Origin of the sequence: Hydrotalea lipotrueae, from assembly GCF_019249625.1 — a bacterium.
GTDB lineage: Bacteria > Bacteroidota > Bacteroidia > Chitinophagales > Chitinophagaceae > Hydrotalea > Hydrotalea flava.
Map to the genome: position 1 here is coordinate 173595 of NZ_JAESDL010000002.1, position 24366 is coordinate 197960.

Genomic DNA, 24366 nt, shown 5'->3' on the forward strand with positions numbered 1-24366 from the left:
AGTTTATAGTGGTTTGTTTACTCCTCAATTTGACTTTTTCGATTCACCAAATCCATTTTAGCAGGTGCTAAACCACCGCTTCTGAATATGAGTTGACCGCGTTCCAAAGTCATAAAATTTTTAAATCCGGTACCCAATGCTACTGCATTTTCTTTTAAAATATAATAAATGGGCCGGGTAAGCGGGTACTGTCCGTATGTAATGCTGGCCTGCGAAGGTTTCACAAAAACATCTTTTTCACCGCAGGCGGTGCATTCAATTAATCCCAGCCTTATTTTTTTAAGATTGGCTACCTGCTTGGGTTCATTGGGATTGCCCACCCAACTAATTCCTACAAAACCAACGGCATTGTTCATTTGCTTAATAACCGACACTACCGAATCGCTGCCGCCGGTTGCCATTACATTTTTACCAAATGGTGCTCCGTGCAATAATGTATCCTGCAAATACCGAACGGTACTGGTTGCATTGGTACCATCCATAACAACCGGAATATTTTTTTTGCCGGATAAAATATCTTTTAAATCGTTAAGGGTAAAAACACTATCGGGATTGTTTTGGTTTACAATTACGGCAACACCATCAAATGCCATTACACCAAATAAAGGTTTAAAACCTAATTTATTTAAATAAAATGAATCTTCCCGCTTATTCAATCCTCTTGCCACAATAATCATTCTGGTACTATCTTTCATCAAATCTTTAAAGCAATCTACTTCCGGTTCATATTTGGCAAGAATATGCGCATCAGGATAAGATGACTCATATACTTTAATTTGTTGCGCAATAACGGGCTGAAAACTTTCATCCACACTAATGTGAATGGTACCTTTTGATGGGGTATCGGTAATGACATATTTATTTTGCTGCTGTTGACACGCAACCAGCAAAACAACTAAAAAAGAAATAAAAACCACATGCCTGCTCATTATCATGTTAATACATTTTCTTAATGCCCCTGTACATTCTAAAGCCACCATACAACAAACAAACAGATCCTAAAAAATAACAAAACGCATCACCTAAAGCCATAATTTGAGGTATTTGCCAGTATTTGCCTCCAAAAAGCAGTACAGACATACCCAAATACAGTAATGCCATAAAAATATCTCTCACAGAACTTAGAAAAATAAAGTTTTTTCTATGCTTTTCTCTAATTGGTTGCTCCATTTCATTACAATTAATACTGTATGGGATGGGCAATTTATAGAATAATTCCTTTGCGATGCATTAAAAACCTCTAAGAATTTTCTAAGAATTTTTTTAATGTGCAAAAATATTACCATAAAAAACCCGGTTTCTTTTGCTGTAAGAAGCATAAAAGCTGACATTCCACAAAACATATTTTGTTAAAAAAATGTATTCTTTTTTTCGCTGCCATCATAAATGCCGGGTAAAACAGTGCTATTTACCGGCTTTTTGAATGGTACAACATGCCATCCAATTGTAAATACCATAGTACCCCACACCATGCAAAGCAATGTGAAAAGCTGCCGGCAATGTATATTTGCAAGCATGAAAGTATTGATGGTTTGTTTAGGAAATATTTGCAGAAGCCCTTTGGCAGAAGGAATTTTACAACATAAAGTACAATTAGCCGGCTTACATTGGGAAGTAAACAGTGCAGGAACCGGTAATTACCATATTGGCGAACCACCGCATCTGCTTTCGCAAAAAGTAGCAATGGCACACGGCATTGACATCAGCAACCACAGAGCCAGGCAATTTACCGCCAATGACATGATGGCTTATGACAAAATTTATGTAATGGACCTGGATAACTATAAAGCCGTTGAACAAATCAGCAAAAAACATTTTGATGCTGCAAAAACTGCATTTATTATGAACGAATTGTTTCCTGGTTCCAATACCGAAGTACCCGACCCCTGGTTTGGTACCGAAAATGATTTTATAACTGTTTACCAAATGTTAGATGCTGCTACTGATAGTATACTTCAGAAATACAGTTCTTAAAAAAATGATATAAAAACATCGCATGAATAAACCTACTTTGCCCCAGGGCACCCGTGATTTTAATGCCACTACCATTTACAAGCGCAACTATATCTTCAACACCATACACCAAGCTTTTCAGTTATATGGGTTTGAACCCTTAGAAACGCCGGCAATGGAAAACTTAAGTACTTTAATGGGGAAGTACGGAGAAGAGGGTGATAAACTAATTTTTAGGATTTTAAGTAATGGTGATTTTAGCAAAGAAACCAGATTACGTGCTTTAAAAATGATTGACATTCTATTCTTAATAAAAAAGGAAAATAATGACACTTATACTAAATCTGCTTATGATCTTCTAATCAACACCTCAAATATTGATGAAATTAGAGCGGAATTAGATCATCTTTTACAACCAAATGAATTATCAAAACATATTACAGAAAGGGCACTCCGTTACGATCTTACCATACCTTTTGCACGTTATGTTGCCATGAATTATGGGCAACTCACTTTCCCTTTTAAACGCTACCAGATACAACCCGTATGGCGTGCCGACCGGCCGCAAAAAGGCCGTTACCGCGAATTTTATCAGTGCGATGCCGATATTGTTGGCAGCAACTCACTCATGAATGAAGTGGAATTGGCACATTTATATGCTCATGTGTTTAAAATGCTGAACCTACCCATTGTTATTAAAATCAATCACAGAAAAATATTGGCAGCTTTGGCAGATATATGTGGCGGAGCAGATAAATTAACCGACATAACCGTTGCTATCGACAAATTAGATAAAATAGGAATAGATAAAGTAAAAGAAGAATTACAGCAACGCAACCTGTCGGCAGCACAAATTGAAACCATTGCACATTTTCTGGAAATAAAAGGCAGTAATGAAGAAAAAATTGCAACACTTACCAACAGCATTGGCAAGCACCCGCTGGGTAAAGAAGGTATTGAAGCCCTGCAATTTATTTTAAACCGACAAATGCCCGACAATCCGTTACCGTTAGAAATTGATGTTACCTTAGCCCGAGGCTTAAACTATTATACCGGAGCAATTTTTGAAGTGAAGGCCATTGGCTTTAGCATAGGCAGTATTGGCGGCGGCGGCCGTTACGATAACTTAACCGAATTATTTGGTGTACCCAATGTACCCGGCGTGGGCATTTCATTTGGGGTAGACAGAATTTATGATGTAATGGAGGGGCTTGCATTATTTCCCAAACAATTAATGAAGGGTAGTAAAGTGTTGTTTTTTAATTTGGGAATAGAAGAAAGCGGCCGTGCCTTTGCTTTGTTACAAAGTTTACGGGCACAAAACATCAGTGGCGAATTATATCATGAGCCTGCTAAATTTGATAAGCAATTTAAATATGCTGAAAAGAAAGGCATACCAGTTGTAATTATGCTGGGCAGTAAGGAACTGGAAGAAAATACCTGCACTGTAAAACAATTGGCTACCGGCACTCAGGAAACCATTGTGCAGGCTGATTTAATCAACTATATTGCTACAATAGAATCGGGCTTGTAAGCGTATTAGCATAAACAATACTCAAAAAGGCGATGAATGTGATACCTATACCTGTCGCCTTTTTTATTCATGTTTTTATTTGCGCTATCGTGTAAGTGGTGCCAATGCATATTGTTTGTGCATGTCAGGTAGCAGGGCAACGGGGCGTGTAGCAGCAGCGGTATCTTCTTTCTTGCCTTCTAAATGATAGCCCACAGCATCAATAATGACTGTTTTAACTTTTTTATTTTCATCTCTTTTAAATACGGCAGTGCCCTGAAACGAAACCAATGCAAATGAATCTACGCCTAATTTCTGCAATACCGAGGTACCTGCATCAGATACCATATTTAGTCCGGTACTATCAAACGTTACTTCCACTTGCTCTACTACACTTCCATCCGGAAAAGTGTATCTTCCTATCAGTTCAGTTACGGTAGTGTCTTTTTTTGCCTGTGTGGTTTGTTGTGCCTGTGCTATTATTACAGCGCCTGTTAACATAACCAACATGAATAAAAATGTTTTCATTTTTTTTGACGTTAAGATACGGCAATATCAACTACATTTCAACCTTCATAAAAAAATAATATCAGCAGGCCGTACAAATTTGTTCAGACACAATTTTTAATCATGGCATGGTTTTTACATTTTTGAACCCAACAAACAATTCCTACCATGAAGCCAATCATTGCCCTCGTTTTAGTGATGTTGTCATTTCAAGCCTGCACCTATAAAACAAATCCGGTTAAAACCCCACCACGCCCTGCTACATTTATTGTGGTGGATGGCATGGGCAATATTCTTACCCCAAAAGACAGATTTCCCCTCGCTATTGGCCAACAGGTAAATTATACCCAAATTACCCGTGCATTTACGCCCAATCAACGCAAAAATCTCCTTTATCGTTTTAACAGCATCCCGCCAAAAATTATTTATGTAGCTCCAGCCTATACCCTACATTCCCTAAAAGGTACTTATTGCATTTACAAAAAAAAGTTTTGGTACTGGCAACACAGCAATGGACTATTTTATTTAGACGAAACCTATTACCGATAATATGCATTGTTGCAATGAATAGCCATTTGCAACAATCAGGAAAAAATTTAACAGCCCTTATGATGCTTAAAATAAATAATTGTTTAATTTTAAAATCGTTGTGAACATCGTTTAAAAGCAGTAATTTTAAGAACAACTATCTCACTTACCAAAACAACAAAAGTATGAGAGGCGTAAACAGAGTAATGCTTATCGGCAATTTGGGAAAAGACCCGGATTTACAGGTATTAGACGGGAATATTGGAGTAGCAAAATTTCCTTTGGCCACTACCGAAACCTATAAAGACCGCAGTGGCAAACTCGTTTCACAAACAGAATGGCATACCGTAGTTTTATGGCGTGGGTTAGCCGATTTGGCGCAAAAATACCTGCACAAAGGCAGTTTAATTTATGTAGAGGGCAGATTGCGTACTCGCAGTTGGGAAGATAAAGAAGGCAATAAAAAATTTGCAACTGAAGTGGTGGGCGACAATCTGATTATGTTAGATAAACGTGCCGATGGGCATTCCGGCAATCATCCCGACAATCCTGAAGGCTATGGTGGCGAAGATGTTCCGCCCATGATAGATCCGGGAGAAAATATGCCTTATTGATTTTTCATGCTTAAAAATGATATTTTTGTAAGTCAGGTGCTTTTTTGTAAAGACTGCTTGTTATTATTCATTAAAATAAAATATTTTGGATCATCACCCGGCATTTTATCCGTTTACCATACTAAATGCAGCCATTCCGCAGGGCAGTATAGCATTAATTATTTTGCTTTTTATTTTATTGGTCATTTCATTTTTTGTAAGTGGGGCAGAGGCGGCTTTTTTTTCGCTGAAGCAAAAAGACATCAATTTGCTCAAAACCAAACAAAATCCTTCCTACAAAAAAATTATTCATCTGCTAACTGAGCCTAAAAAACTATTAGCCTCCTTACTCATTGCCAACAGCTTTATTGATATAGCCATTATTATCATTTTCAATATTAGTATTGATGAATGGTTGCTGAATTACCACCCTGCATTTTTGATTACCAATATCTGGATAGAATTTTTAATCAAAGTAGTAATTGTAACCGCCGTGTTATTATTGTTTGGTGAAGTAATGCCTAAAATTTTGGCCACGCAAAACAATATTCGCTTTGCCAAAGAAGTAGCACCACTCATTGAATTCATTCATTACATCTGCAAACGCTTAAGCAATGTGCTGGTAAAATATTCAGATATTATTGAAAGAAGATTAGCCCAAAAAACAGGCAGCATTACCAGCGATGAATTGTACCATGCCATTGAAATTACCAAATCGGGCACCAATGAAAATGAAAAAAACATTTTAAAAGGAATTATAAAATTTGGCAATATTACCGTAAAGCAAATCATGAAAGCCCGTTTAGAAGTACATGGTGTAGAATACAATACCAGCTTTCATGCATTGCTGCAATCGGTTGCCGATATGAGTTACAGCCGGGTGCCCGTATACAAAGAAGATTTGGATGAAGTAGTAGGCATATTGCGCACCAAAGATTTGTTGCCATTTTTAAATGAACCCGATACATTCGAGTGGCATAACCTCATCTCTCCTCCCTATTTTGTGCATGAGCATAAAATGATTGAAGATTTATTACGCGAATTTCAAAGCAGGCGTATACATTTTGCTATTGTGGTAGATGAATTTGGCGGCACCAGTGGCATTGTTACTTTAGAAGATATTCTGGAAGAAATTATTGGAGATATTAAAGATGAATTTGATGAAGAAGAATATGGCTACCGAAAATTAGATGATTACAACTACATATTTGAAGGTAAAATCATGATTAATGATGTATGCAAAATTATGCAACTGCCGGTTGATACATTTGATGCATTAAAAGGAGAAAGTGATTCATTAGCCGGATTAATATTGGAAATTGCAGGTGAAATTCCCAGAAAAGGCCAGGTGGTTTCCATTCCCGGATTTGATTTTATGATGCTGGAAGTAGAGAAAACAAGAATCAACAAAATTAAAGTAACCATCAGTAAAGTATCTGATGATGACCAACTGTAGTTTTACCATTTTTATACCCAAATAACATGCCGTTTTTCCAACAACACAAAGCCATTATCGCTATTTGTTTTGCTTTTGTCGCTTTTGCCTGCAATAGTCCCTTTGTACCCAAACCAAGAAGTTATTATAAAATCAATTTTCCCCAACACCAATACCAAACTTTTAATCAGCCCGGTTACCCGTATACCTTTGAATATCCGGTATATGCACGGGTGGTAAAAGACTCTACTTTTTTGGGCGGAAAAACGGAAAATCCCTGGTGGATTAATATTGACTTTCCGCAATTTAACGGACGCATTTATATAAGCTACAAAGCCATTGGCCCCAACAGTTTTCAGAAATTGGTGAATGATGCTTTTACCCTTACCAACAAACACAGCGAAAAAGCCTATTCTATTGATGATTCGCTCATGGTAACCCCCAATGGCGTACATGGCATGTTTTTTAAAGTAGGCGGCAATGTAGCCACCGCCAACCAGTTTTTTTTAACCGACTCTACCCATCATTTTTTAAGAGGTGCCCTTTACTTTGATGCCACACCCAACCAGGACTCATTAGCCCCCGTTAACCGCTTTTTGGTAGAAGATATGAAACACCTGATTAATAGTTTTAGGTGGAAGTGAGAAGATGATGATTGGCGTATAACGCTATTAGGGTTGCCGAAGATGGCGATTTTCACTACAAATGTTGATACAAAGCACTGAACCGCCAATTTTGCTAAACCGCTATAGGCTGGCGTTCGTGTACACCGTTTTTGTAAACTATTTATCAGCATTGAGTTTGTTCGTCAAACAAAAGCTGTAAAGCCAGTGTGTTCCATTACAATAATAAGTTATGTTGTGTCTATTTTGAGTTTACCAAACCATTGCATCATTTGCAATAAAGCATGCCTGAATCAATAACAAATAGATGATTTACAATGTAATCCACCAAAGACTAAAGACCAACACCCAACCCCCATTCACTACACTTCATTCCTCAATACCTCTAACGGAGAACGTTTTACAATACCACGGCTATTGATTAAACCAATGCCTACCGTTAGTAAACAAACCATCAATACCAATATGATAATGGGTAACAGTTGCAGATGAAAAGCAGTTTCAAAAGTATATTTTGCCAATACCCAACCGGCAGCCAATCCTAACAATATACCGGTAATGGCAGCCAGTATACCGAGGAAAAAATATTCCAATGCGGTAATAGCAAATATTTGTTTGCGGCTGGCACCCAGTGTACGCAACAATACAGTTTCGCGTATGCGCTGGTATTTACTCATGAATACAGATGCAATGAATACCACAATACCGGTGCTGATACTTAAGCCTGCCATAAAGCGAACAACAAAACCAATTTTACTGATAAGGTCGTTGAGTATTTGTAATACTAAGGCCAAATCAATGATAGATACATTGGGGAATTGCTGCACAATAGCCTGTTGGAACTGCGCAGATACCTGTTGGGTGGGCACTTTGGTGAGCAATACCCAAAATTGCGGAGCAGATTCTAACACGCCTTTGGGAAACAGCACTAAAAAATTGGTTTGCATACCCCCCCAATTTACCTGTCGTAGGCTGCCTACAATGGTTGGTATGGGTACCCCCTGCACATTAAATGTAAGGGTATCGCCCAAATGCACTTTATTTCTTTTGGCAAAATTTTCTTCCATTGAAATATACGGCAGGCCGTTACCGTTGGCAACGCCCACCCATTTGCCCGCTACTATTTTTTCAGAAGCTGTTAATGAATCGCGGTAAGTAACGCGGTATTCTCTTCTGAATAAACCACGGGGCAGTTTACCGCTGGTATCAGTTAAAGCCTGAGCAGCCTTGATAACATTCAATGCTGCCACACGCATGTTTACAACAGGCACAAACGCATTTACATGCAAATGGTAAGTGGCTGCAACATTGCCTACGCCTTGTTTTTGGCTGCTTTGTATATCAAACAAAACAATATTGGGTTGGTTGGTACCGGATGATAGATTGAGCCGGTTCATTAAGATAGACTGCACAAAAAACAAGATACTGATGAAGGCCGTACCCAGCCCAATGGCTACCATTAATAATGTAGTTTGGTTATTGGGCCGGTATAAATTTGCCAACGCTTGTCGCACAACATAATTCCACGAGGAAGGAAAAAAACACCGTACCATCCACATCAGTAATCGGGCAATGGAAGTTAATACCAGCAATGCCATACCGATACCGATTGTAAATTGAAGTGCCTGTTTCCATTCCTGTATTTGTACATACGTAAAACCATACACAAATAATACAATCAATACATATACCCACCATCCGGAAAAATCATTTTTACGTTGTGTGGGTTCATAAGCAACTCGAATTGCATTGAGTGGTGATATGTTGCGGATAGACAACAAAGGCAAGAGTGCAAATAAAACAGATATCAGTACTCCCAGCAACATGCCCTGCCCTACTGCCGTCCAGGAGATGGCAGTACTGATGTGTACCGGCAAAAAATCGCTTAGAACAAAGGGTAAAAACTGTTGTAAAACAATGCCCAATGCCGCACCAATGGCAGAACCCAGCAATCCAATACCAGTAATCTGAATCAAAAATATGGTAAAAGCCTGCGATGCTTTTACACCCAGACAACGCAATACAGCAATGGTATTTATTTTTTCTTTTACATACACATGCACGGCACTGGCCACACCCGTGCAACCCAATAACAAAGCAATAAAACCCACTAAGGATAGGAAGCGCGTAAGATCAGTAAACGTTCGTCCGGTATTTTCTTTTTGCGTTTCAACGGTTTCAATAGCACAATCGTTGGCTTCCAATCGGGGGCGCACTGCTTCAGCCCATTTTTCAATATTTGCTGTTTGTTTAAAATGAAAATAATACTGATAACTAACGCGACTGCCTTTTTGCAGCAGGCCGGTTTGCTGTATATATTGCAAGGGTAAGTATACAATGGGGGCAATTGCAGCAGAAAAACCTGTTTGTCCGGGGGCATTCAATAATTTTCCTGCAATAGCAAAAGTGACTGTACCCACCTGAATAGAGTCACCAATGTTTGCTCCATATTGTAGCATTAAAGTGGCGTCTACCAATGCCCGTTGCTGAGTACGGAAAGCAATGCCCGCATTGGCAGGATCAGTTTCTAAAGCACCATAATAAGGAAAGCTGCCTTGTAATGCCCTTACCTGCACCAAACGGATACCGTTATTTTTTTTAAACAACACCATCGATGCAAAATTTCTTTCTTCCGAATAATTGCTGCTATGGCGTAAAGAATCTACCAACTGCTGTATAGCAGGGGTGAGTGGCTGATTAGAAGTTATTTTAACATCGGCGCCCAACAAAGCCGCAGCCTGGTTGTTTACTTCATCATTCAAATTATTACCCAATGAATAAATGGCTACCAGGGAAGCTATGCCAACAATTACAGAAGATACAAAGAGCAGCAACCGGGAGCGGCTGCGCCGGCTATCCCGCCAGGCCATGCACAACAACCAGCCCGGCCGGAAACTGTTTTTGTTTGGGTGATGTGTTACTATTTGTGAAGTATTTTGGTTCATGATTGCAGATTAAGATGCATCTTTCAATATTTAAGCTGGTAAATCAACGTTTAGCCATTGCCGTAACTATATCTGATTCAATTTTTCCGCCTTTCAGGCGAATAATACGTTGCGTTTTTGATGCCAGTTCAATATCATGCGTTACCAATACCAATGTAGTACCGGATTCTTTATTCAAATTGAAAAGAAGGTTCACAATCATTTCGCTGGTTTCTGCATCCAGATTACCGGTAGGTTCATCGGCAAATAAAATGGCTGGCTGGTTAGCAAAGGCACGGGCAATAGCAATGCGCTGTTGCTCGCCCCCACTCAGTTGTGCTGGGTAATGATGGGCCCTGTCCGCCAGCCCAACTTTATATAATAGTTCTAATGAACGCTTTTTTACCTGCTTTTCGCCCCTTAATTCCAATGGCACCATTATATTTTCCAATGCGGTTAATGTAGGCATTAACTGAAAGTTTTGAAAAATAAAACCCACATATTGATTTCTGATGGCAGCCAATTGATCTTCATCTAAACTTTCGAGACGTTGCTGGTGCAGTACAATGCTGCCGGAAGAAGGGTGATCGAGTCCGGCACACAAGCCCAGCAGCGTTGTTTTACCACTGCCGGAGGGACCAACAATTGATAAAGTAGTGCCGGCTTCTGCAGAAAAACTGATATGCTCTAACACTGCTAATGTTTGATTGCCACTTTTATATGTTTTACCTACTTGTTGCAACTGAAGAATGGTTTCCATGTATTTTGATTTAACTTGCTCAAACAAAATTCAATAAAGGAACAGTGCCCGGTTAGTGAGATGCACTGTACATTCAAAAGATTTTTTATAAAATTACCGACAATCTAAATTTAAATTCGTACAACTATATACTACAGCTACAACTTTATGAAAAAGATATTGTTTTACATTCAGCTATTTTTAATTGTTTGGGTGGCAGCTTGTAACCAAAACAAAACCGGGAACAAACAGCAGCAAAAAGATACCCTAAATAAACCAGCACCAATACCCACCACGGTAAAACAAAAAATCATTGTATTTTTTGGCAACAGCCTTACAGCCGGATATGGATTAGATCCTTCGCAAGCATTTCCTGCATTAATACAACAAAAAATAGACGCTTTACATTTGCCCTATCATGTAGTAAATGCCGGTGTAAGTGGCGAAACTACAGCAGGTGGCTTAAGCCGCATTGATTGGATTTTACGGCAGCCGATGGATGTTTTTGTGTTGGAACTGGGCGGCAATGACGGATTGCGGGGTATTCCATTAACTGCTACTGAAAAAAATTTGCAGGATATTATTGATCGGGTAAAAGAAAAATATCCATCAGCCGCTATTGTGCTGGCAGGCATGCAGCTACCGCCCAATCTGGGGCAAACCTATACCCATACTTTTGAAGCCATTTATCCGAAACTGGCGGCTAAAAATCATATTGCACTCATCCCATTTCTGTTAGAAGGGGTTGGTGGCAACCCTGCACTGAACCAGAATGATGGCATTCACCCCAATACAGCAGGCGCTATGGTAGTAGCAGCAAACGTATGGAAGGTGCTGAAAGATATATGCAAATAAAATGAATGATGCGGCTGTATGAAAAAAATATTACAAATTCCACCAGTAATTAAATTTTAAAGCCAGCTCTCTGTTTTTTACCATAAACGGGGCCGGATAATAATTATCGGTATATACCAGAAATAAGTCGGATGCCGGTTTATAGCGCCACTGCAATCGGCTGTTAATGTTCAGGTTATTCAACTGATTGTTGTATTGAATATAGGTAGTGAAATATAAGTTATTGGTGAAAGTTACGTCAATACGCGGCCCCACTAAATAAAACGGCGTATTACCCCATGGAGCAGGCAATTGCAGGTAATTATAACTAAAGTTCATATTCATATTAACATAAGGCTGAAAGCGATAGCCAATGGTTGAATTAATGGCCAAATGTGTTCCGGAAGTATAATACCCGCCGTAACGTACCGAGAATGCATAAGTAAATAATTTTTGTGGTTGCGAATTTATATCAAAGCCAACCGTATTCCATTTGTGTATGGTTCCAATAGCCAATGAATCTTTACCGGTATTGGTTGGATCGAAGGGTTGCAATAGTTGCACATAATCTTGCGCTGCATAAGCATCTATACTCAACCGGTTACGAAATGTAATCAGGTATAGAAAACTGTTTTCATAATCGGTTCGGTGCATTTTTTCATCAAAATAGTACGACAGGTTGAATTGAGGGCCATGACTTAAAATGCTGCCACCCTTTGGAAAAAAATATCGAATTATTTGAGGGTTGAACCGAACATAACCGGTGCGGGGAACATAGCCTGTTTCTGCCGTATAATTTTTGCCTACATATTCATATTCCCCAATAACACTCCACTTACGGCTATTATAGGCCAGATTAGCTGCATGGGAAATAGCATCGCCCGATTTGCCCGGACTAAGTGATTTGAGCACAAAAGCCTTACCCGTCCATACATTATTGGGTGATGCGAGGTTGTATTGCAATCCAAAATTGCGGTTATATAACGAGTAAATGGGTTTTGTGGTATCATTGCCGGGATGGTAGCCAATAGAAGTTTTATCAACATAAATTACGCCAATGCTCGACCGTTGGAAAACACGCCGCTGCAAAGAAACAACCGAAAAATTTTGATTGGGAAGATATACCCCGGGTAATTGCTGTGTTTCCATATCCATGGCACCAACACGCCAGTCTTTATTGAGTTTACCACTTAAGCGGGCACCTGCATTAATAGGCGCATCCAAACCAACCCTTCTTGAAAAGAAAGGCTGTATGCCGCTGAAACCAAAATCACCAAAAAGGTCGCTGTTTTCTAAAAAAAATTGCCGTTTCTCCGGAAAAAACAATTCAAACCTGCTTAAATTGGTTACTTGTTGATCAACTTCCACCTGCGAAAAATCGGGATGTATGGTAAGGTCAAGGTTCAATGCAGGGGTTACAGATATTTTGGCATCTAAACCAAAACGCTGGCTCAATACGCCACTGGTATTGTTGGTATAATCCTTCTGCCAGTTGGTTAATGTATAAGGAATAACAGATATGTTTTTTTTATACAAGGGTGCAGCTGAGTCTAATTCAAGAATACCGGTATAGGCGAGCGAGGCTGTAGGGAACTGACGTGGAATAGGCGTCCAACTCGATTTTTCTGCTGCCTTTAAATCGTTCCTGCTGAAGTTAATACCCCATTCTTTAATGCCGTTTTTATAACGAATACTTTTAAAAGGAATGGCTGCTTCAAAAACCCAACGGTTTTTATAATTCTTTACAACAGACACCCATTTGTTATCCCAATTCAAATCCACTTTTCCGCCTTCATACATGGCACCATCCCATTGGGCACCATCGGCATTGGCACCAAAAGTAAATCCGTTGGTTTGGTCATCGAAAGGATCTAAAAAGAAAATGAAATTATCATTTTTCTGAAAGTTAAAATCGCGGTGCAACGATTCTACCATATTGGGGCCTTTCCTCGTATTGTAACAAATAGCAAGAATATAAATATTATGATCATCATACACCATCCGCACTTCGGTGGGAACATTGGCTAAGCTGGTATCCATGGGTAACACCATAAAAAAGTTTTTAGCTACTTGTGCCTGTTGCCAGGCCGGTTCATTCATTACACCGTCAATTTGTATGGGTGTGTGAATTTTATGCATCGTGTAACGATAAGCGGCATTCTTTTTTTGTGCCACCAACCTATTAATGCATAGCAAGGCTAATAAAAGTATAAGGCAATATTTCAACATGGCAGTTGCAATGGTTACCAACCGAAGTTATGCGGTAAAGCGAAAAATGAATACGATTTTAATGTAGCTGCCGGTTTATTTGATATCCATCAATTTTGTTTGCATATAATATGGCCTACCATGTATATTGGTATGCATACGGATAAATAAAATACATTTCAATTGCCTATACAGATTAAACGTTTTCATTACATTACAGTCAAACCCAACCATAGCTTAAGTATATGAAAATAAATTTTCAATTCGTAACAGTAATGCTGTGCCTGTTCATTGCAACGGGATGCCATAAAAAAAATGTCCCCCCTGCTACAGGTTCGCATTCAGACAGTTTATACTTTCCGCCGGTGAATAGCAGCACATGGGAAACCATTGCGCCGGCTACATTAGGTTGGGATAATACAGCACTGAATAATTTGTATCCTTACTTGCAAAGTAAAAATACCAAAGCCTTTATTATTTTAAAAAACGGCAAAATCGTTACAGAACAATATTTTGGAAGTTTTACGGCAGACAGCTTATGGTATTGGGCATCGGCAGGTAAAACCATGACAGGCTTATTGGTGGGAATTGCACAAAGAGAAGGGCTATTAAATATCAATGACATTTCATCAAAATATTTAGGCACGGGATGGACAAGAGCCCCTATTGACAAAGAAAACAAAATTACCATTCGCCATCAGTTAACCATGACCACCGGTTTAGATGATGATGTACCCGATAATTACTGCACCTTGCCATCCTGCCTAATTTATAAAGCCGATGCAGGAACGAGATGGGCTTATCATACCGGCGCATACACTTTGTTAGATCAGGTAATTGCCAATGTATCGGGTATGCCATTCAACAGTTACTTTCAACAAAAAATAAGCGGTAAAATTGGAATGAATGGCACATGGATAAAAATACCCAATTCAAATAACGTATATTATAGCAATGCCAGAAGCATGGCTAAATTTGGGTTATTGCTATTGAATAAAGGCAACTGGGGTAATATACCTGTATTAGGTGATAGCGTTTATTTTCATCAACAAATCAATACTTCGCAAAATTTAAATCTGAGCTACGGGTATTTAACATGGCTAAATGGAAAAAGGAGTTGCATGTTGCCATCCCTGCAAACTGTATTTCCTACTGCAATCATTCCCAATGCCCCTACAGATATGTATGCAGCATTGGGTAAAAACGATCAGAAAATTTATGTAGTACCCTCACAGCAATTAGTTATTATAAGAATGGGCAATGCCGCTGATAGCAGCCAGTTTTCCGTTTCCGGTTTTGACAATGAATTGTGGGGAAAATTGAAATTGTTGATGCATTTGTAAGCATTCTTCCAGCTGATTGAATCGATGGCCCTACACAAATACACAATTATTTCAATGCCCAAAAATAGCAATATATTTTTTCGCCTAACCCGAAGCATATATTAGCATTTTAAAGTGTATTTCGGCTATCCCCCAACATCAAATGTAACCATGATTATTTTTTTATCAAAATACATTTATTCGGGTATCATTTCATTCCAAATATTATCAGCATTTTATTGTAACATAAGTTTTGCAATTTTAAAGAAGCTACATTTCTGCAAATGAACAGCTCAACTGTTCAAAGGTGTTCATGAAATTTTAATAAAGAAATTTATTGTTGTCCGACTAAAATTGTAAAATAATGGTTCAAACCCTTTGCAGAACTATATTTCAGCCGCTTTCAAAAGATGGGGTACTCCCTCCAATTTTGAAACAATCATTTTTTAGCCTGTAATCCTATACAGCAAGGGATTACAGCAATTTTTAAGCTAAGTTTTGCCGCACAATAATGAAAGAAATTATAAAAAAAACTTTGCTTTATTTCATTTGAATGTACCTTTCCAAAACAATTCTTTTAAAAATTTTCTTGTTTTAAAAAATACGCATCAAAAATAGTCGTTTTGAATCTGTTATTCTTCGTGTACTATCACAACAAACACGGATAGCAAAACATTAAGTAGGAACAAAAAAATGTAACACCATATGAAAGTATTGATTACATGCATATTTGCTGCAATAGCAGGTATTGGTTTTATCAAGATTCCTGCTACGCAACCTGCGCCAAAAGCACATTCATACAACGCGAAGAAAGTGATTGTATACACCACTGCAGAAGGCACCCGTTACAGAATATCGGCAACCGATACCTTAACATTTTCACCAATGGATCAGCCGGTTGAAACACAGGTATGTGTTTTTGTAGACCCCGGGAAACAGTTTCAAAAAGTAATTGGATTTGGAGGTGCTATTACCGATGCTGCTGCAGAAACATTTTATAAACTGCCTGAAGCTACCAGACAAGAATTGCTCGATGCCTACTACAATCCAACAAAAGGCATTGGTTATACTATGGGACGCACCAATATTAACAGTTGCGATTTTAGCAGTGACAGTTATACCTATGTTGCTAATAATGATAGCAGTTTATCTACCTTTTCAATTGCACATGATAAAACTTATAAAATGCCGTTGATTAAAGCTGCAGCAAAAGCAACCGGCAACAAATTGCATTTATTTGTTTCGCCATGGTCGCCACCAGCCTGGATGAAAGATAATAACAGCATGGTGGAAGGCGGCCACCTGAAAAATAATTTCAGGAAAGCCTGGGCACAGTATTATGTAAAATTTATAAAAGCTTATGAAGCGGATGGTATTCCTGTTTGGGGTCTTACAGTGCAAAATGAGCCCATGGCCAGGCAAACCTGGGAATCCTGTATTTACAGTGCTGAAGCAGAAAGAGATTTTGTGAAAGGTTATTTAGGACCCGCATTACAGCGGAGTGGCCTTGGCGATAAAAAGCTGATTATATGGGATCACAATCGTGATTTATTGTACCAACGTGCCAGCACAGTATTGGATGACCCGGAAGCAGCCAAATATGTTTGGGGTATTGGGTATCACTGGTACGAAACATGGACAGGCAGTGGTATGGAATTTTTAAATGAACAAAGGGTACACGAAGCCTACCCAAATAAATATTTAATGTTTACAGAAGGTTGCATTGAAAAATTTAGTTATGACAGAATCAATGACTGGAGCCTGGGTGAACGTTATGGACACTCACTCATCAATGATTTTAATAATGGAACAGTAGCCTGGACCGACTGGAATATTTTATTAGATGAAAAAGGAGGCCCTAACCATGTTGGTAATTTTTGTTTTGCGCCCATACATGCCGATACCCGAACCGGAAAACTGCTATACACCAACAGCTATTATTATTTGGGGCAGTTTTCAAAATTTGTGCATCCGGGTGCCAGGAGAATTATCAGTTCATCGAACAGAGACCAGTTAGAAACTACTGCATTTGAAAATCAGGATGGCAGCTTGGCTGTTATTGTGATGAACCCAACCAATAAGGCCATACAATACCATTTATGGATTCATGGTGCTGCCACACAATTAGTTAGCCTACCCCATTCTATTGCAACAATGGTAATAGACAAATAGCTTTTAAATAAAAAATAAACAACATGAATTCTGTTATTCAAAACATAGTAAATATCAGAAAATACTTAATTGAAATGTGTGAGCCTTTATCGGTTGTACAACTCAATACAATACCCAATGGGTTTAACAATAATATTATTTGGAATTTTGGCCACTTAATTGCGGCACAGCAAGGGCTTTGTTATATACGTTCCGGACTTAAACCGGTGGTAGATGAATCTATTATATTACAATTTAAGGGAGGTAGCAAACCAGAAAAGCAATGGGATGAACAAGAAATTGTACGCATAAAACAAACAATGATCGATTCATTACATCAACTGAATGCGGATTTAGCGGAGCATCTGTTTTCTCAATACGAAACATTCCAAACCCGCTATGGCGTTACCTTAAGCAGCATTTCAGATGCCATACAATTTCTTCCTTTTCATGAAGGATTGCATACCGGCACCATTATGGCCATTAAAAAATTAGTAATGATGCACTAAATATACCTACACCACCACATTAATCATTTTACCTTTTACAAAAATGAATTTTTTAATGGGCTTATCTTCTGTCCATTTTTTTACTACTTCATTTTGCAAGGTAACCTGCTCTACTTCATCCTGTGTAGCAGTAAGCGAAAAAGAAATGGTGGTTCTTAATTTACCATTGATGCTTACCGGATATTCTTTTACAGATTCTGTTAAATAGCTGGCATTCCATGCCGGGAAAGGCGCATTTACAACCGATCCCTCATTACCTAACACATGCCATAATTCTTCTGCTACATGCGGTGCATAGGGTGCCAGCAAAACAACCAATGGTTCCAGAATGGCTTTATTATGTGTATGTAAGTCGCTCAATTCATTTACGCAAACCATAAATGCCGCAACGGCGGTATTGAATGAAAATCGTTCAGTATCTTCTTCAATTTTTTTAATGGTTTTGTGCAATACTTTTAATTGCTGTGGAGTAGCCGGCTCCTGATTCAGAATAACTGTCCCCTTCACTTCATCAAAAAACAAGCGCCATAGTTTTTTCAAAAAACGGTGTACCCCTTCAATTCCCTTGGTATCCCAGGGTTTACTTTGCTCCACCGGGCCTAAAAACATTTCGTACATGCGGAAAGTGTCTGCCCCGTATTTCGCCACCAAATCATCCGGATTCACGGTATTGAATTTAGATTTCGACATTTTTTCTACTTCAACACCACAAATGTATTTGCCCTCTTCTAAAATAAATTCAGCATTAGCATATTCTCCATTCCGCCATTGTTTAAAAGCCGTTATATCTAATACCACACCATCTACCATATATACATCCACATGCAAAGCATTTACTTCGTATTGATTCTTCAATCCGGCAGAAACAAAAGTATGTGTGCCCTGAATTCGATATACAAAGCGGCTACTGCCTTGTATCATACCCTGATTCACTAATTTTTTAAAAGGTTCATCAAAGCCAATATAACCTAAATCAAATAAGGCTTTGGTCCACATTCGGCTATACAGCAAATGCCCTACCGCATGTTCGGTTCCGCCTACATATACATCTACCTGCCCCCAGTAATCGCTTATCTTTCTATCACAAAAAGCAGTAGTGTTATGCGGATCCATGTATCGCAAAAAATACCAGCTACTTCCGGCATAACCGGGCATGGTATTGGTTTCTAAATTGCGTTGTACCCATTCAGGAATATTGGCTAATGGTCCCTCTCCTTCCGGACCCGGAGAATAAGTTTCTACTTCAGGCAATAATAAAGGCAGTTCATTTTCTGGCAACGGTATAGCATTGTCGTCCATCCATTGTATGGGGAAAGGCTCGCCCCAATAGCGCTGGCGGCTAAAAGCGGCATCACGCATTTTATAATTCACTTTTCTTTTGCCAATACCTCTTGTTTCTAATTCAACAATCATCACTTCAATGGCTTTACGCATAGGCATACCCGTAAGGAAACCGCTATTGGTTAATATGGCATCTTTGGTAGGGTTTGCATCTGTTCCGGTAAAAGCATTCCCAATAATATTGGTAATAGGAATATTGAAATGTTGGGCAAATTTAAAATCGCGTTCATCGCCGCATGGCACAGCCATAATAGCACCGGTTCCATAACCCGCCAGTACATATTCTGCTACCCAAATTGGTATCCGTTGTTGGTTAAATGGGTTAATAGCATAAGCACCGGTAAAACAACCTGATATCTTTTTTTCGGCTTGCCGCTCCCGATCACTTCGGCTTTTTACGTATGCCAGATAATCGTCAATGGCCTGTTTTTGTACGGGTGTAGTAATGGAATTTACCAACGGCAATTCAGGAGCAATGACCATAAAATCAACACCAAAAATGGTATCGGGTCGGGTGGTATACACCCTAAGTATTTCAGATTGCCCTTCTATTTCAAAATCAATTTCGGCACCACTGCTTTTGCCGATCCAGTTGGTTTGCATTTCTTTCATGGCTTCACTAAAATCAACAGTAGTCAGACCTTGTAATAAACGATCGGCATATTCTGTAATGCGTAAATACCACTGGCGTAATTTCTTTTTTTCAACCGGATGTCCGCCCCTTTCACTTACCCCATTCACCACTTCATCGTTTGCCAATACTGTACCCAGAGCAGGACACCAGTTTACCTCGCCATAACCACAATAAGCCAGGCGATAATGCATTAAAATTTGCTGCTGTTCCGCAAAAGAAAAACGCTTCCATTCGGCAGCGGTAAAATGCAAGGCAGCATCACCGGGACATTCGTGTTGTGTATTGCCTTCTTTTTCAAAAACTTCAATTAAAGTGGCAATAGGCGCCGCTTTTTGCAACCGACGGTTAAAAAAGCTGTTAAATAGTTGCAAAAAAATCCATTGCGTCCATTTATAATAACTGGGGTCACAGGTTTTTACTTCTCTGTCCCAATCGAAACAAAAGCCAATTTTATCTAACTGATTCCTGAAATTTTGAATATTATTTTCAGTTGAAATGGCCGGATGGATACCATGTTCAATAGCATATTGTTCTGCAGGAAGCCCAAACGCATCATATCCCATGGGATGCAATACATTAAAACCCTTCAACCTTTTGTAACGTGCAAAAATATCGCTGGCAATATAACCCAAAGGATGGCCTACATGCAAACCGGCACCGCTGGGATATGGGAACATATCCAATACATAAAATTTAGGCTTATCTGACTGATTGGGAACTGCATATACCCTTTCACTGTTCCAGTATTGTTGCCACTTTTGCTCTATTTCCTTAAAATTATATTCCATCATACTAACTTGTAATAAAAAACGTTATCATTACACTGAATGGTATTATGAACTGTAGCTTACCGCAGAGTTTTACACAAAAAAAATAACCATAAAAAAATATCTTGCACTACTTTGCAGCTATCACAGTGAACTGACTGGCTGCAAATGTAAGTGATTAGGCTACATTTGTACCGACAGAAGTTTTAAAAAAATTGTATGGAGCATCAAAAAAAATCATCTTTAAAAAGAAGTAAACCCAACTATGTAAACAGCATTGTAGGTGTTGCATTGGTATTATTGTTAATGGGTATTATGGGTTGGGTATTTCTGAATTTTGAAAGGGCAAGTAACGCTTTAAAAGAAGACATTAAAGTGCAGGTTTTTTTACGCACGGCGAATAAAGACTCCATTAGCCAAATGCAGCAATATATATCCACACAACCTTTTGCAAAAAATGTGGATTATATAGATAAGGAAAAGGCCAAACAAATTTGGAATAAAGACAATAATGAAAACTGGGCAAAGATTTTAGATGCCAATCCATTACCCGAAAGTATTGACTTTTATGCCCGGGCTGCTTATGTGAATAAAGACAGCCTCGACGCTATTTCAACCCATATTATTTCCTTATTTGGCAATCAAATAACAGAAATAAAATATCCAAAAGATTTGGTGAACAACATTAACGAAAAAGCCACCCGTTTTGGACTTGCTTTTTTAGTCATTTCAAGTATTTTGTGCCTCATTGTAATATTTAGTATTGACAATACCATTAAGCTGGCTATGTTCAGTAATCGTTTCCTGATTAAAACCATGCAAATGGTGGGTGCAACACGCAGTTTTATAGCCCGGCCAATGGATATTAAAGCCATTGTAAACGGATTAATCAGTTCCGGAATTGCCATTATATTATTGTTTATTATCATTAGCTGGATAGAAAACCAGGTACCACAGTTAAAAGTAATTCATGATACGAAACTAAATTTTATTTTATTCGGGGGAATGATTTTGGTAGGCGTAGGCATTTCTTTATTTAGCACCCACAGAAGTGTGATTAAATACCTGAAAATGAAGTTAGATGACCTGTACTAACCTAAAACCGGTTTTCTGTAAAAAAATATTCATTTAACACAGATAAATGAATGGGTTTGCTATATTGCAACTTTAAATTAATGCATACAACATCATGACAGATAAAAAAACAGCTATTACGAAGCAAATGCCTCCCCTATTTGGCAAAGAAAATTACAAGTGGATGATTATTGGTGGCGTTGTTATTGCGCTGGGCATGTTTTTAATGAGCGGTGGTAAGAATGAAAACCCCAACCAGTTTAATTACAACTTAGTGTATAGTACAACACGGGTAACCATTGCACCCATTACCATTATTGCAGGTTTAATTATAGAAATTTTTGCCATTCTGAAAAAACCTAACGTAAAAGCTTAATCAAAAAAAACTTTTAAAAAAGCGATGTATGAACATCGCTTTTTTAAAATCTGAATATTACTTTCTGCTACTTTGTAGCCAATAAAACCTTACTAAACCAAACAACAAAAACCTGTCCATGAATTTAGTTCAAGTCATTATTGAGGGTATTATAGAAGGCATCACTGAATTTTTACCGGTTTCTTCTACCGGCCATATGATTATTGCCAGTTCTGTGATGCACATTGAAAAAGATGCATTTACAAAAATGTTCGAAATTGCCATACAATTAGGAGCAATATTATCAGTAGTAGTATTGTATTGGAGAAAATTTTTTGATTTCAGCCGCTGGCAATTTTATGTAAAACTAATTGTAGCTGTAATACCTGCATTGGTATTAGGAAAATTGTTTGCCGATAAAATAGATCTGTTATTAGAAAGCCCCACTACTGTTGCAGTAAGCCTTTTAGCAGGCGGTATTGTGTTGTTGTTTATTGACCGGTTTTTTAGAAAAGAAACCATTACCACCGAAACTGAAATAAGTTATAAAAAAGGATTCATTATTGGTATCTGGCAATGCCTGGCGATGATACCCGGCGTAAGCAGAAGTGCAGCCAGCATTATTGGCGGCATGCAGCAAAACCTAACCCGCAAATTGGCAGCTGAATTTTCATTTTATCTGGCAGTACCCACCATGGCTGCCGCTACCGGCTATAAAATGCTTAAAACCTGGCAAGAAAATCCGGAAGTAGTTACCAATACCCATAATATGCAATTATTGGCCATTGGTAACATTATAGCTTTTATTGTGGCTATGCTGGCCATTAAATTTTTCATCAGTTATTTACAAAAACATGGGTTTAAACTTTTTGGCTGGTACCGTATTGTTGTAGGTATTGTTGTGTTGGTATTAATTTATACCGGTAACCTGTAATGAAACTCTGCTCAATTTTCTGGGTTTAGCGAATTACCAACCTCTTGTACCTTTAAAGTAAAAACATGACATGCAAACGGCTTCCAAAAAAGTAATTAATGGTTGGGCCATGTACGATTGGGCAAATAGTGCCTACAATTTAGTAATTACTTCTACCATTTTTCCTGCATATTATGACGCCATTACCACCCTCACAAATAAAGCAGGTAATATCCTCAGCCACAAAATTCAGTTTGCAGGGTTTAGCATAGAAAGTGCCTCGTTGTACAATTATGCTTTGGCATTGGCTTATTTTGTCATCGCACTCATCTCTCCTATTTTATCTTCCATTGCAGATTATAAAGGAAACAAAAAAGCTTTTATGCAATTCTTTTGCTATCTCGGCGCATTGGCTTGCTGTACTTTATTTTGGTTTACCAAAAACACATTATCGTTAGGAATTATTTGTTGTATTTTAGCAGCCATAGGCTATTGTGGCAGCCTTGTTTTTTACAATGCCTATTTACCTGAAATTGCAGCAGAAGAAGATCAGGATGATGTAAGCGCAAAAGGTTTTGCATATGGCTATATTGGAAGTGTTTTATTGCAAATTGTATGCTTTGTTTTTGTGTTAAAACCCGAATGGTTTGGAATAAAAGATGCGGGCTTTGCACCACGTTTATCTTTCTTATTAGTAGGACTGTGGTGGATGGGTTTTGCACAAATTACTTTTAGCTGGCTACCCAAAAGCAAAGTCAGCAAAACTGCAACCCAACACAACCTTTTGTACTACGGCTTTCGCGAATTAAAAAAGGTATGGGATCAGGCCAGGCATCTGCCTATTTTAAAAAAGTTCCTGTTGGCATTTTTCTTTTACAGTATGGGGGTTCAAACCGTAATGTTAGCTGCAACATTATTTGGCAGTCAGGTTTTACAAATGGCTACCAGCAAATTAATATTGTGTATATTGCTAATTCAAATTGTAGCCATTGCAGGGGCTTATCTCATGGCAAAGCTTTCAGATAAATTCGGTAATTTTAAAGTACTGCTATTTGTTATAGTAATTTGGATTGGCGTTTGTGCAGCTGCTTATTTCATAACTACTGAAATACAGTTTTATATGATTGCCGGTATAGTTGGGCTGGTAATGGGGGGCATACAATCGTTAAGCCGTTCCACTTATTCTAAAATAATGCCTGAAACAAAAGATACTGCCTCATTTTTCAGCTTTTATGATGTAACTGAAAAAATTGCCATTGTAATTGGTATGTTTAGCTTTGGCTTTATACAACAAATTACCGGCAATATGCGTAATTCGGTCATAGCATTAATGGTGTTTTTTATTATTGGAATGCTGTTTCTGTTACTGATTATTACCGGAAAACCTTATAGAAATAAACCTGATTATGTAATTGCTGCTGCATAAACAATTACAGGGCAGCG

At 38.4% G+C, this 24366-nt stretch carries 21 protein-coding genes; 14 read left to right on the forward strand and 7 right to left on the reverse strand.

Translation table 11 applies throughout. The features are described from left to right. Nucleotides 1-17: 17 nt before the first annotated feature. Nucleotides 18-935, reverse strand: a complete 918-nt coding sequence (locus JK139_RS02720; protein ID WP_218330526.1) for a PstS family phosphate ABC transporter substrate-binding protein — start codon at nt 933-935, stop codon at nt 18-20. Nucleotide 936: 1 nt separating this feature from the next. Beyond that, nucleotides 937-1170: a hypothetical protein gene (locus JK139_RS02725; protein ID WP_218330527.1), complete on the reverse strand. Its 234-nt coding sequence runs from the start codon at nt 1168-1170 to the stop codon at nt 937-939. Nucleotides 1171-1515: 345 nt separating this feature from the next. Between JK139_RS02725 and JK139_RS02730 the strand changes: the two genes are divergently transcribed. Together JK139_RS02730 and hisS are read left to right on the forward strand one after the other, a co-directional pair. Then, a complete protein-coding gene (locus tag JK139_RS02730; protein ID WP_228733089.1) occupies nt 1516-1974 on the forward strand; it encodes a low molecular weight protein-tyrosine-phosphatase in 459 nt (152 codons plus the stop codon). A gap of 22 nt (nt 1975-1996) precedes the next feature. Then, nucleotides 1997-3487, forward strand: coding sequence for a histidine--tRNA ligase (gene hisS / locus JK139_RS02735; RefSeq protein ID WP_218330528.1), 1491 nt, complete (start codon nt 1997-1999; stop codon nt 3485-3487). Nucleotides 3488-3571: 84 nt separating this feature from the next. On the opposite strand, the gene JK139_RS02740 is transcribed toward hisS, so the two are convergent. Next, complete coding sequence (locus tag JK139_RS02740; protein WP_218330529.1) at nt 3572-3994, reverse strand: hypothetical protein; 423 nt, start codon at nt 3992-3994, stop codon at nt 3572-3574. A 147-nt stretch (nt 3995-4141) separates the two neighbouring features. Between JK139_RS02740 and JK139_RS02745 the strand changes: the two genes are divergently transcribed. From JK139_RS02745 to gldD, 4 genes are all read left to right on the forward strand, one after another. Beyond that, entirely contained in the window at nt 4142-4522 is a 381-nt protein-coding gene (locus JK139_RS02745) for a hypothetical protein (protein WP_218330530.1), read from the forward strand. A gap of 164 nt (nt 4523-4686) precedes the next feature. Beyond that, on the forward strand, nt 4687-5115 hold the full coding sequence (locus tag JK139_RS02750; protein WP_218330531.1) for a single-stranded DNA-binding protein: 429 nt from the start codon (nt 4687-4689) through the stop codon (nt 5113-5115). Between the two features lie 85 nt (nt 5116-5200). Further along, nucleotides 5201-6550 (forward strand): gliding motility-associated protein GldE, encoded by a 1350-nt coding sequence (gldE, locus tag JK139_RS02755; protein ID WP_218330532.1) that lies wholly within the window; start codon nt 5201-5203, stop codon nt 6548-6550. Between the two features lie 26 nt (nt 6551-6576). Beyond that, nucleotides 6577-7173: a gliding motility lipoprotein GldD gene (gldD, locus tag JK139_RS02760; protein ID WP_074419704.1), complete on the forward strand. Its 597-nt coding sequence runs from the start codon at nt 6577-6579 to the stop codon at nt 7171-7173. 341 nt (nt 7174-7514) lie between these two features. Here the strand turns inward: gldD and JK139_RS02765 are convergent, their stop codons facing one another. Then, nucleotides 7515-10097 carry an ABC transporter permease gene (locus JK139_RS02765; RefSeq protein ID WP_218330533.1) on the reverse strand — a complete coding sequence of 861 codons (2583 nt, stop codon included), beginning with the start codon at nt 10095-10097 and terminating at the stop codon, nt 7515-7517. 43 nt (nt 10098-10140) lie between these two features. Continuing rightward, the gene (locus JK139_RS02770; RefSeq protein ID WP_218330534.1) at nt 10141-10836 is read right to left on the reverse strand and encodes an ABC transporter ATP-binding protein; all 696 of its coding nucleotides are present in this window, start codon (nt 10834-10836) and stop codon (nt 10141-10143) included. Between the two features lie 147 nt (nt 10837-10983). On the opposite strand from JK139_RS02770, the gene JK139_RS02775 reads away from it, so the two are divergent. After that, entirely contained in the window at nt 10984-11670 is a 687-nt protein-coding gene (locus JK139_RS02775; protein ID WP_218330535.1) for an arylesterase, read from the forward strand. A 30-nt stretch (nt 11671-11700) separates the two neighbouring features. Here the strand turns inward: JK139_RS02775 and JK139_RS02780 are convergent, their stop codons facing one another. Further along, nucleotides 11701-13788, reverse strand: coding sequence for a carbohydrate binding family 9 domain-containing protein (locus tag JK139_RS02780; protein ID WP_228733090.1), 2088 nt, complete (start codon nt 13786-13788; stop codon nt 11701-11703). A gap of 314 nt (nt 13789-14102) precedes the next feature. Here JK139_RS02780 and JK139_RS02785 point away from each other — a divergent pair, with 314 nt between their 5' ends. The 3 genes from JK139_RS02785 (at nt 14103) to JK139_RS02795 (ending at nt 17839) form a co-directional block, all read left to right on the forward strand. Further along, nucleotides 14103-15200 (forward strand): serine hydrolase domain-containing protein, encoded by a 1098-nt coding sequence (locus JK139_RS02785; protein WP_228733091.1) that lies wholly within the window; start codon nt 14103-14105, stop codon nt 15198-15200. Nucleotides 15201-15884: 684 nt separating this feature from the next. Next, the gene (locus JK139_RS02790; RefSeq protein ID WP_218330536.1) at nt 15885-17351 is read left to right on the forward strand and encodes a glycoside hydrolase family 30 protein; all 1467 of its coding nucleotides are present in this window, start codon (nt 15885-15887) and stop codon (nt 17349-17351) included. A 23-nt stretch (nt 17352-17374) separates the two neighbouring features. After that, nucleotides 17375-17839 carry a DinB family protein gene (locus JK139_RS02795; RefSeq protein WP_074419609.1) on the forward strand — a complete coding sequence of 155 codons (465 nt, stop codon included), beginning with the start codon at nt 17375-17377 and terminating at the stop codon, nt 17837-17839. 6 nt (nt 17840-17845) lie between these two features. On the opposite strand, the gene leuS is transcribed toward JK139_RS02795, so the two are convergent. Continuing rightward, entirely contained in the window at nt 17846-20605 is a 2760-nt protein-coding gene (leuS, locus tag JK139_RS02800) for a leucine--tRNA ligase (RefSeq protein WP_449555709.1), read from the reverse strand. Between the two features lie 195 nt (nt 20606-20800). On the opposite strand from leuS, the gene JK139_RS02805 reads away from it, so the two are divergent. From JK139_RS02805 to JK139_RS02820, 4 genes are all read left to right on the forward strand, one after another. Next, nucleotides 20801-21676, forward strand: coding sequence for a cell division protein FtsX (locus JK139_RS02805; protein WP_218330537.1), 876 nt, complete (start codon nt 20801-20803; stop codon nt 21674-21676). A 94-nt stretch (nt 21677-21770) separates the two neighbouring features. Beyond that, the gene (locus JK139_RS02810; RefSeq protein ID WP_074421004.1) at nt 21771-22031 is read left to right on the forward strand and encodes a DUF3098 domain-containing protein; all 261 of its coding nucleotides are present in this window, start codon (nt 21771-21773) and stop codon (nt 22029-22031) included. A gap of 118 nt (nt 22032-22149) precedes the next feature. After that, nucleotides 22150-22944, forward strand: coding sequence for an undecaprenyl-diphosphate phosphatase (locus tag JK139_RS02815; RefSeq protein WP_218330538.1), 795 nt, complete (start codon nt 22150-22152; stop codon nt 22942-22944). A gap of 70 nt (nt 22945-23014) precedes the next feature. After that, nucleotides 23015-24349 carry an MFS transporter gene (locus JK139_RS02820; protein ID WP_074421006.1) on the forward strand — a complete coding sequence of 445 codons (1335 nt, stop codon included), beginning with the start codon at nt 23015-23017 and terminating at the stop codon, nt 24347-24349. Nucleotides 24350-24366 lie beyond the last annotated feature (17 nt).

Coding starts and splice junctions, on each gene's coding strand:
- JK139_RS02765 (WP_218330533.1), bottom strand. CDS start 10,097: ATGAACCAAAATACTTCACAAATAGTAACACATCACCCAAACAAAAAC.
- JK139_RS02730 (WP_228733089.1), top strand. CDS start 1,516: ATGAAAGTATTGATGGTTTGTTTAGGAAATATTTGCAGAAGCCCTTTG.
- JK139_RS02785 (WP_228733091.1), top strand. CDS start 14,103: ATGAAAATAAATTTTCAATTCGTAACAGTAATGCTGTGCCTGTTCATT.
- JK139_RS02790 (WP_218330536.1), top strand. CDS start 15,885: ATGAAAGTATTGATTACATGCATATTTGCTGCAATAGCAGGTATTGGT.
- JK139_RS02820 (WP_074421006.1), top strand. CDS start 23,015: ATGCAAACGGCTTCCAAAAAAGTAATTAATGGTTGGGCCATGTACGAT.
- JK139_RS02810 (WP_074421004.1), top strand. CDS start 21,771: ATGACAGATAAAAAAACAGCTATTACGAAGCAAATGCCTCCCCTATTT.
- JK139_RS02815 (WP_218330538.1), top strand. CDS start 22,150: ATGAATTTAGTTCAAGTCATTATTGAGGGTATTATAGAAGGCATCACT.
- JK139_RS02740 (WP_218330529.1), bottom strand. CDS start 3,994: ATGAAAACATTTTTATTCATGTTGGTTATGTTAACAGGCGCTGTAATA.
- JK139_RS02750 (WP_218330531.1), top strand. CDS start 4,687: ATGAGAGGCGTAAACAGAGTAATGCTTATCGGCAATTTGGGAAAAGAC.
- hisS (WP_218330528.1), top strand. CDS start 1,997: ATGAATAAACCTACTTTGCCCCAGGGCACCCGTGATTTTAATGCCACT.
- JK139_RS02725 (WP_218330527.1), bottom strand. CDS start 1,170: ATGGAGCAACCAATTAGAGAAAAGCATAGAAAAAACTTTATTTTTCTA.
- JK139_RS02780 (WP_228733090.1), bottom strand. CDS start 13,788: ATGCATAAAATTCACACACCCATACAAATTGACGGTGTAATGAATGAA.
- JK139_RS02720 (WP_218330526.1), bottom strand. CDS start 935: ATGATAATGAGCAGGCATGTGGTTTTTATTTCTTTTTTAGTTGTTTTG.
- JK139_RS02770 (WP_218330534.1), bottom strand. CDS start 10,836: ATGGAAACCATTCTTCAGTTGCAACAAGTAGGTAAAACATATAAAAGT.
- JK139_RS02795 (WP_074419609.1), top strand. CDS start 17,375: ATGAATTCTGTTATTCAAAACATAGTAAATATCAGAAAATACTTAATT.
- JK139_RS02805 (WP_218330537.1), top strand. CDS start 20,801: ATGGAGCATCAAAAAAAATCATCTTTAAAAAGAAGTAAACCCAACTAT.
- JK139_RS02745 (WP_218330530.1), top strand. CDS start 4,142: ATGAAGCCAATCATTGCCCTCGTTTTAGTGATGTTGTCATTTCAAGCC.
- leuS (WP_449555709.1), bottom strand. CDS start 20,605: ATGATGGAATATAATTTTAAGGAAATAGAGCAAAAGTGGCAACAATAC.
- JK139_RS02775 (WP_218330535.1), top strand. CDS start 10,984: ATGAAAAAGATATTGTTTTACATTCAGCTATTTTTAATTGTTTGGGTG.
- gldD (WP_074419704.1), top strand. CDS start 6,577: ATGCCGTTTTTCCAACAACACAAAGCCATTATCGCTATTTGTTTTGCT.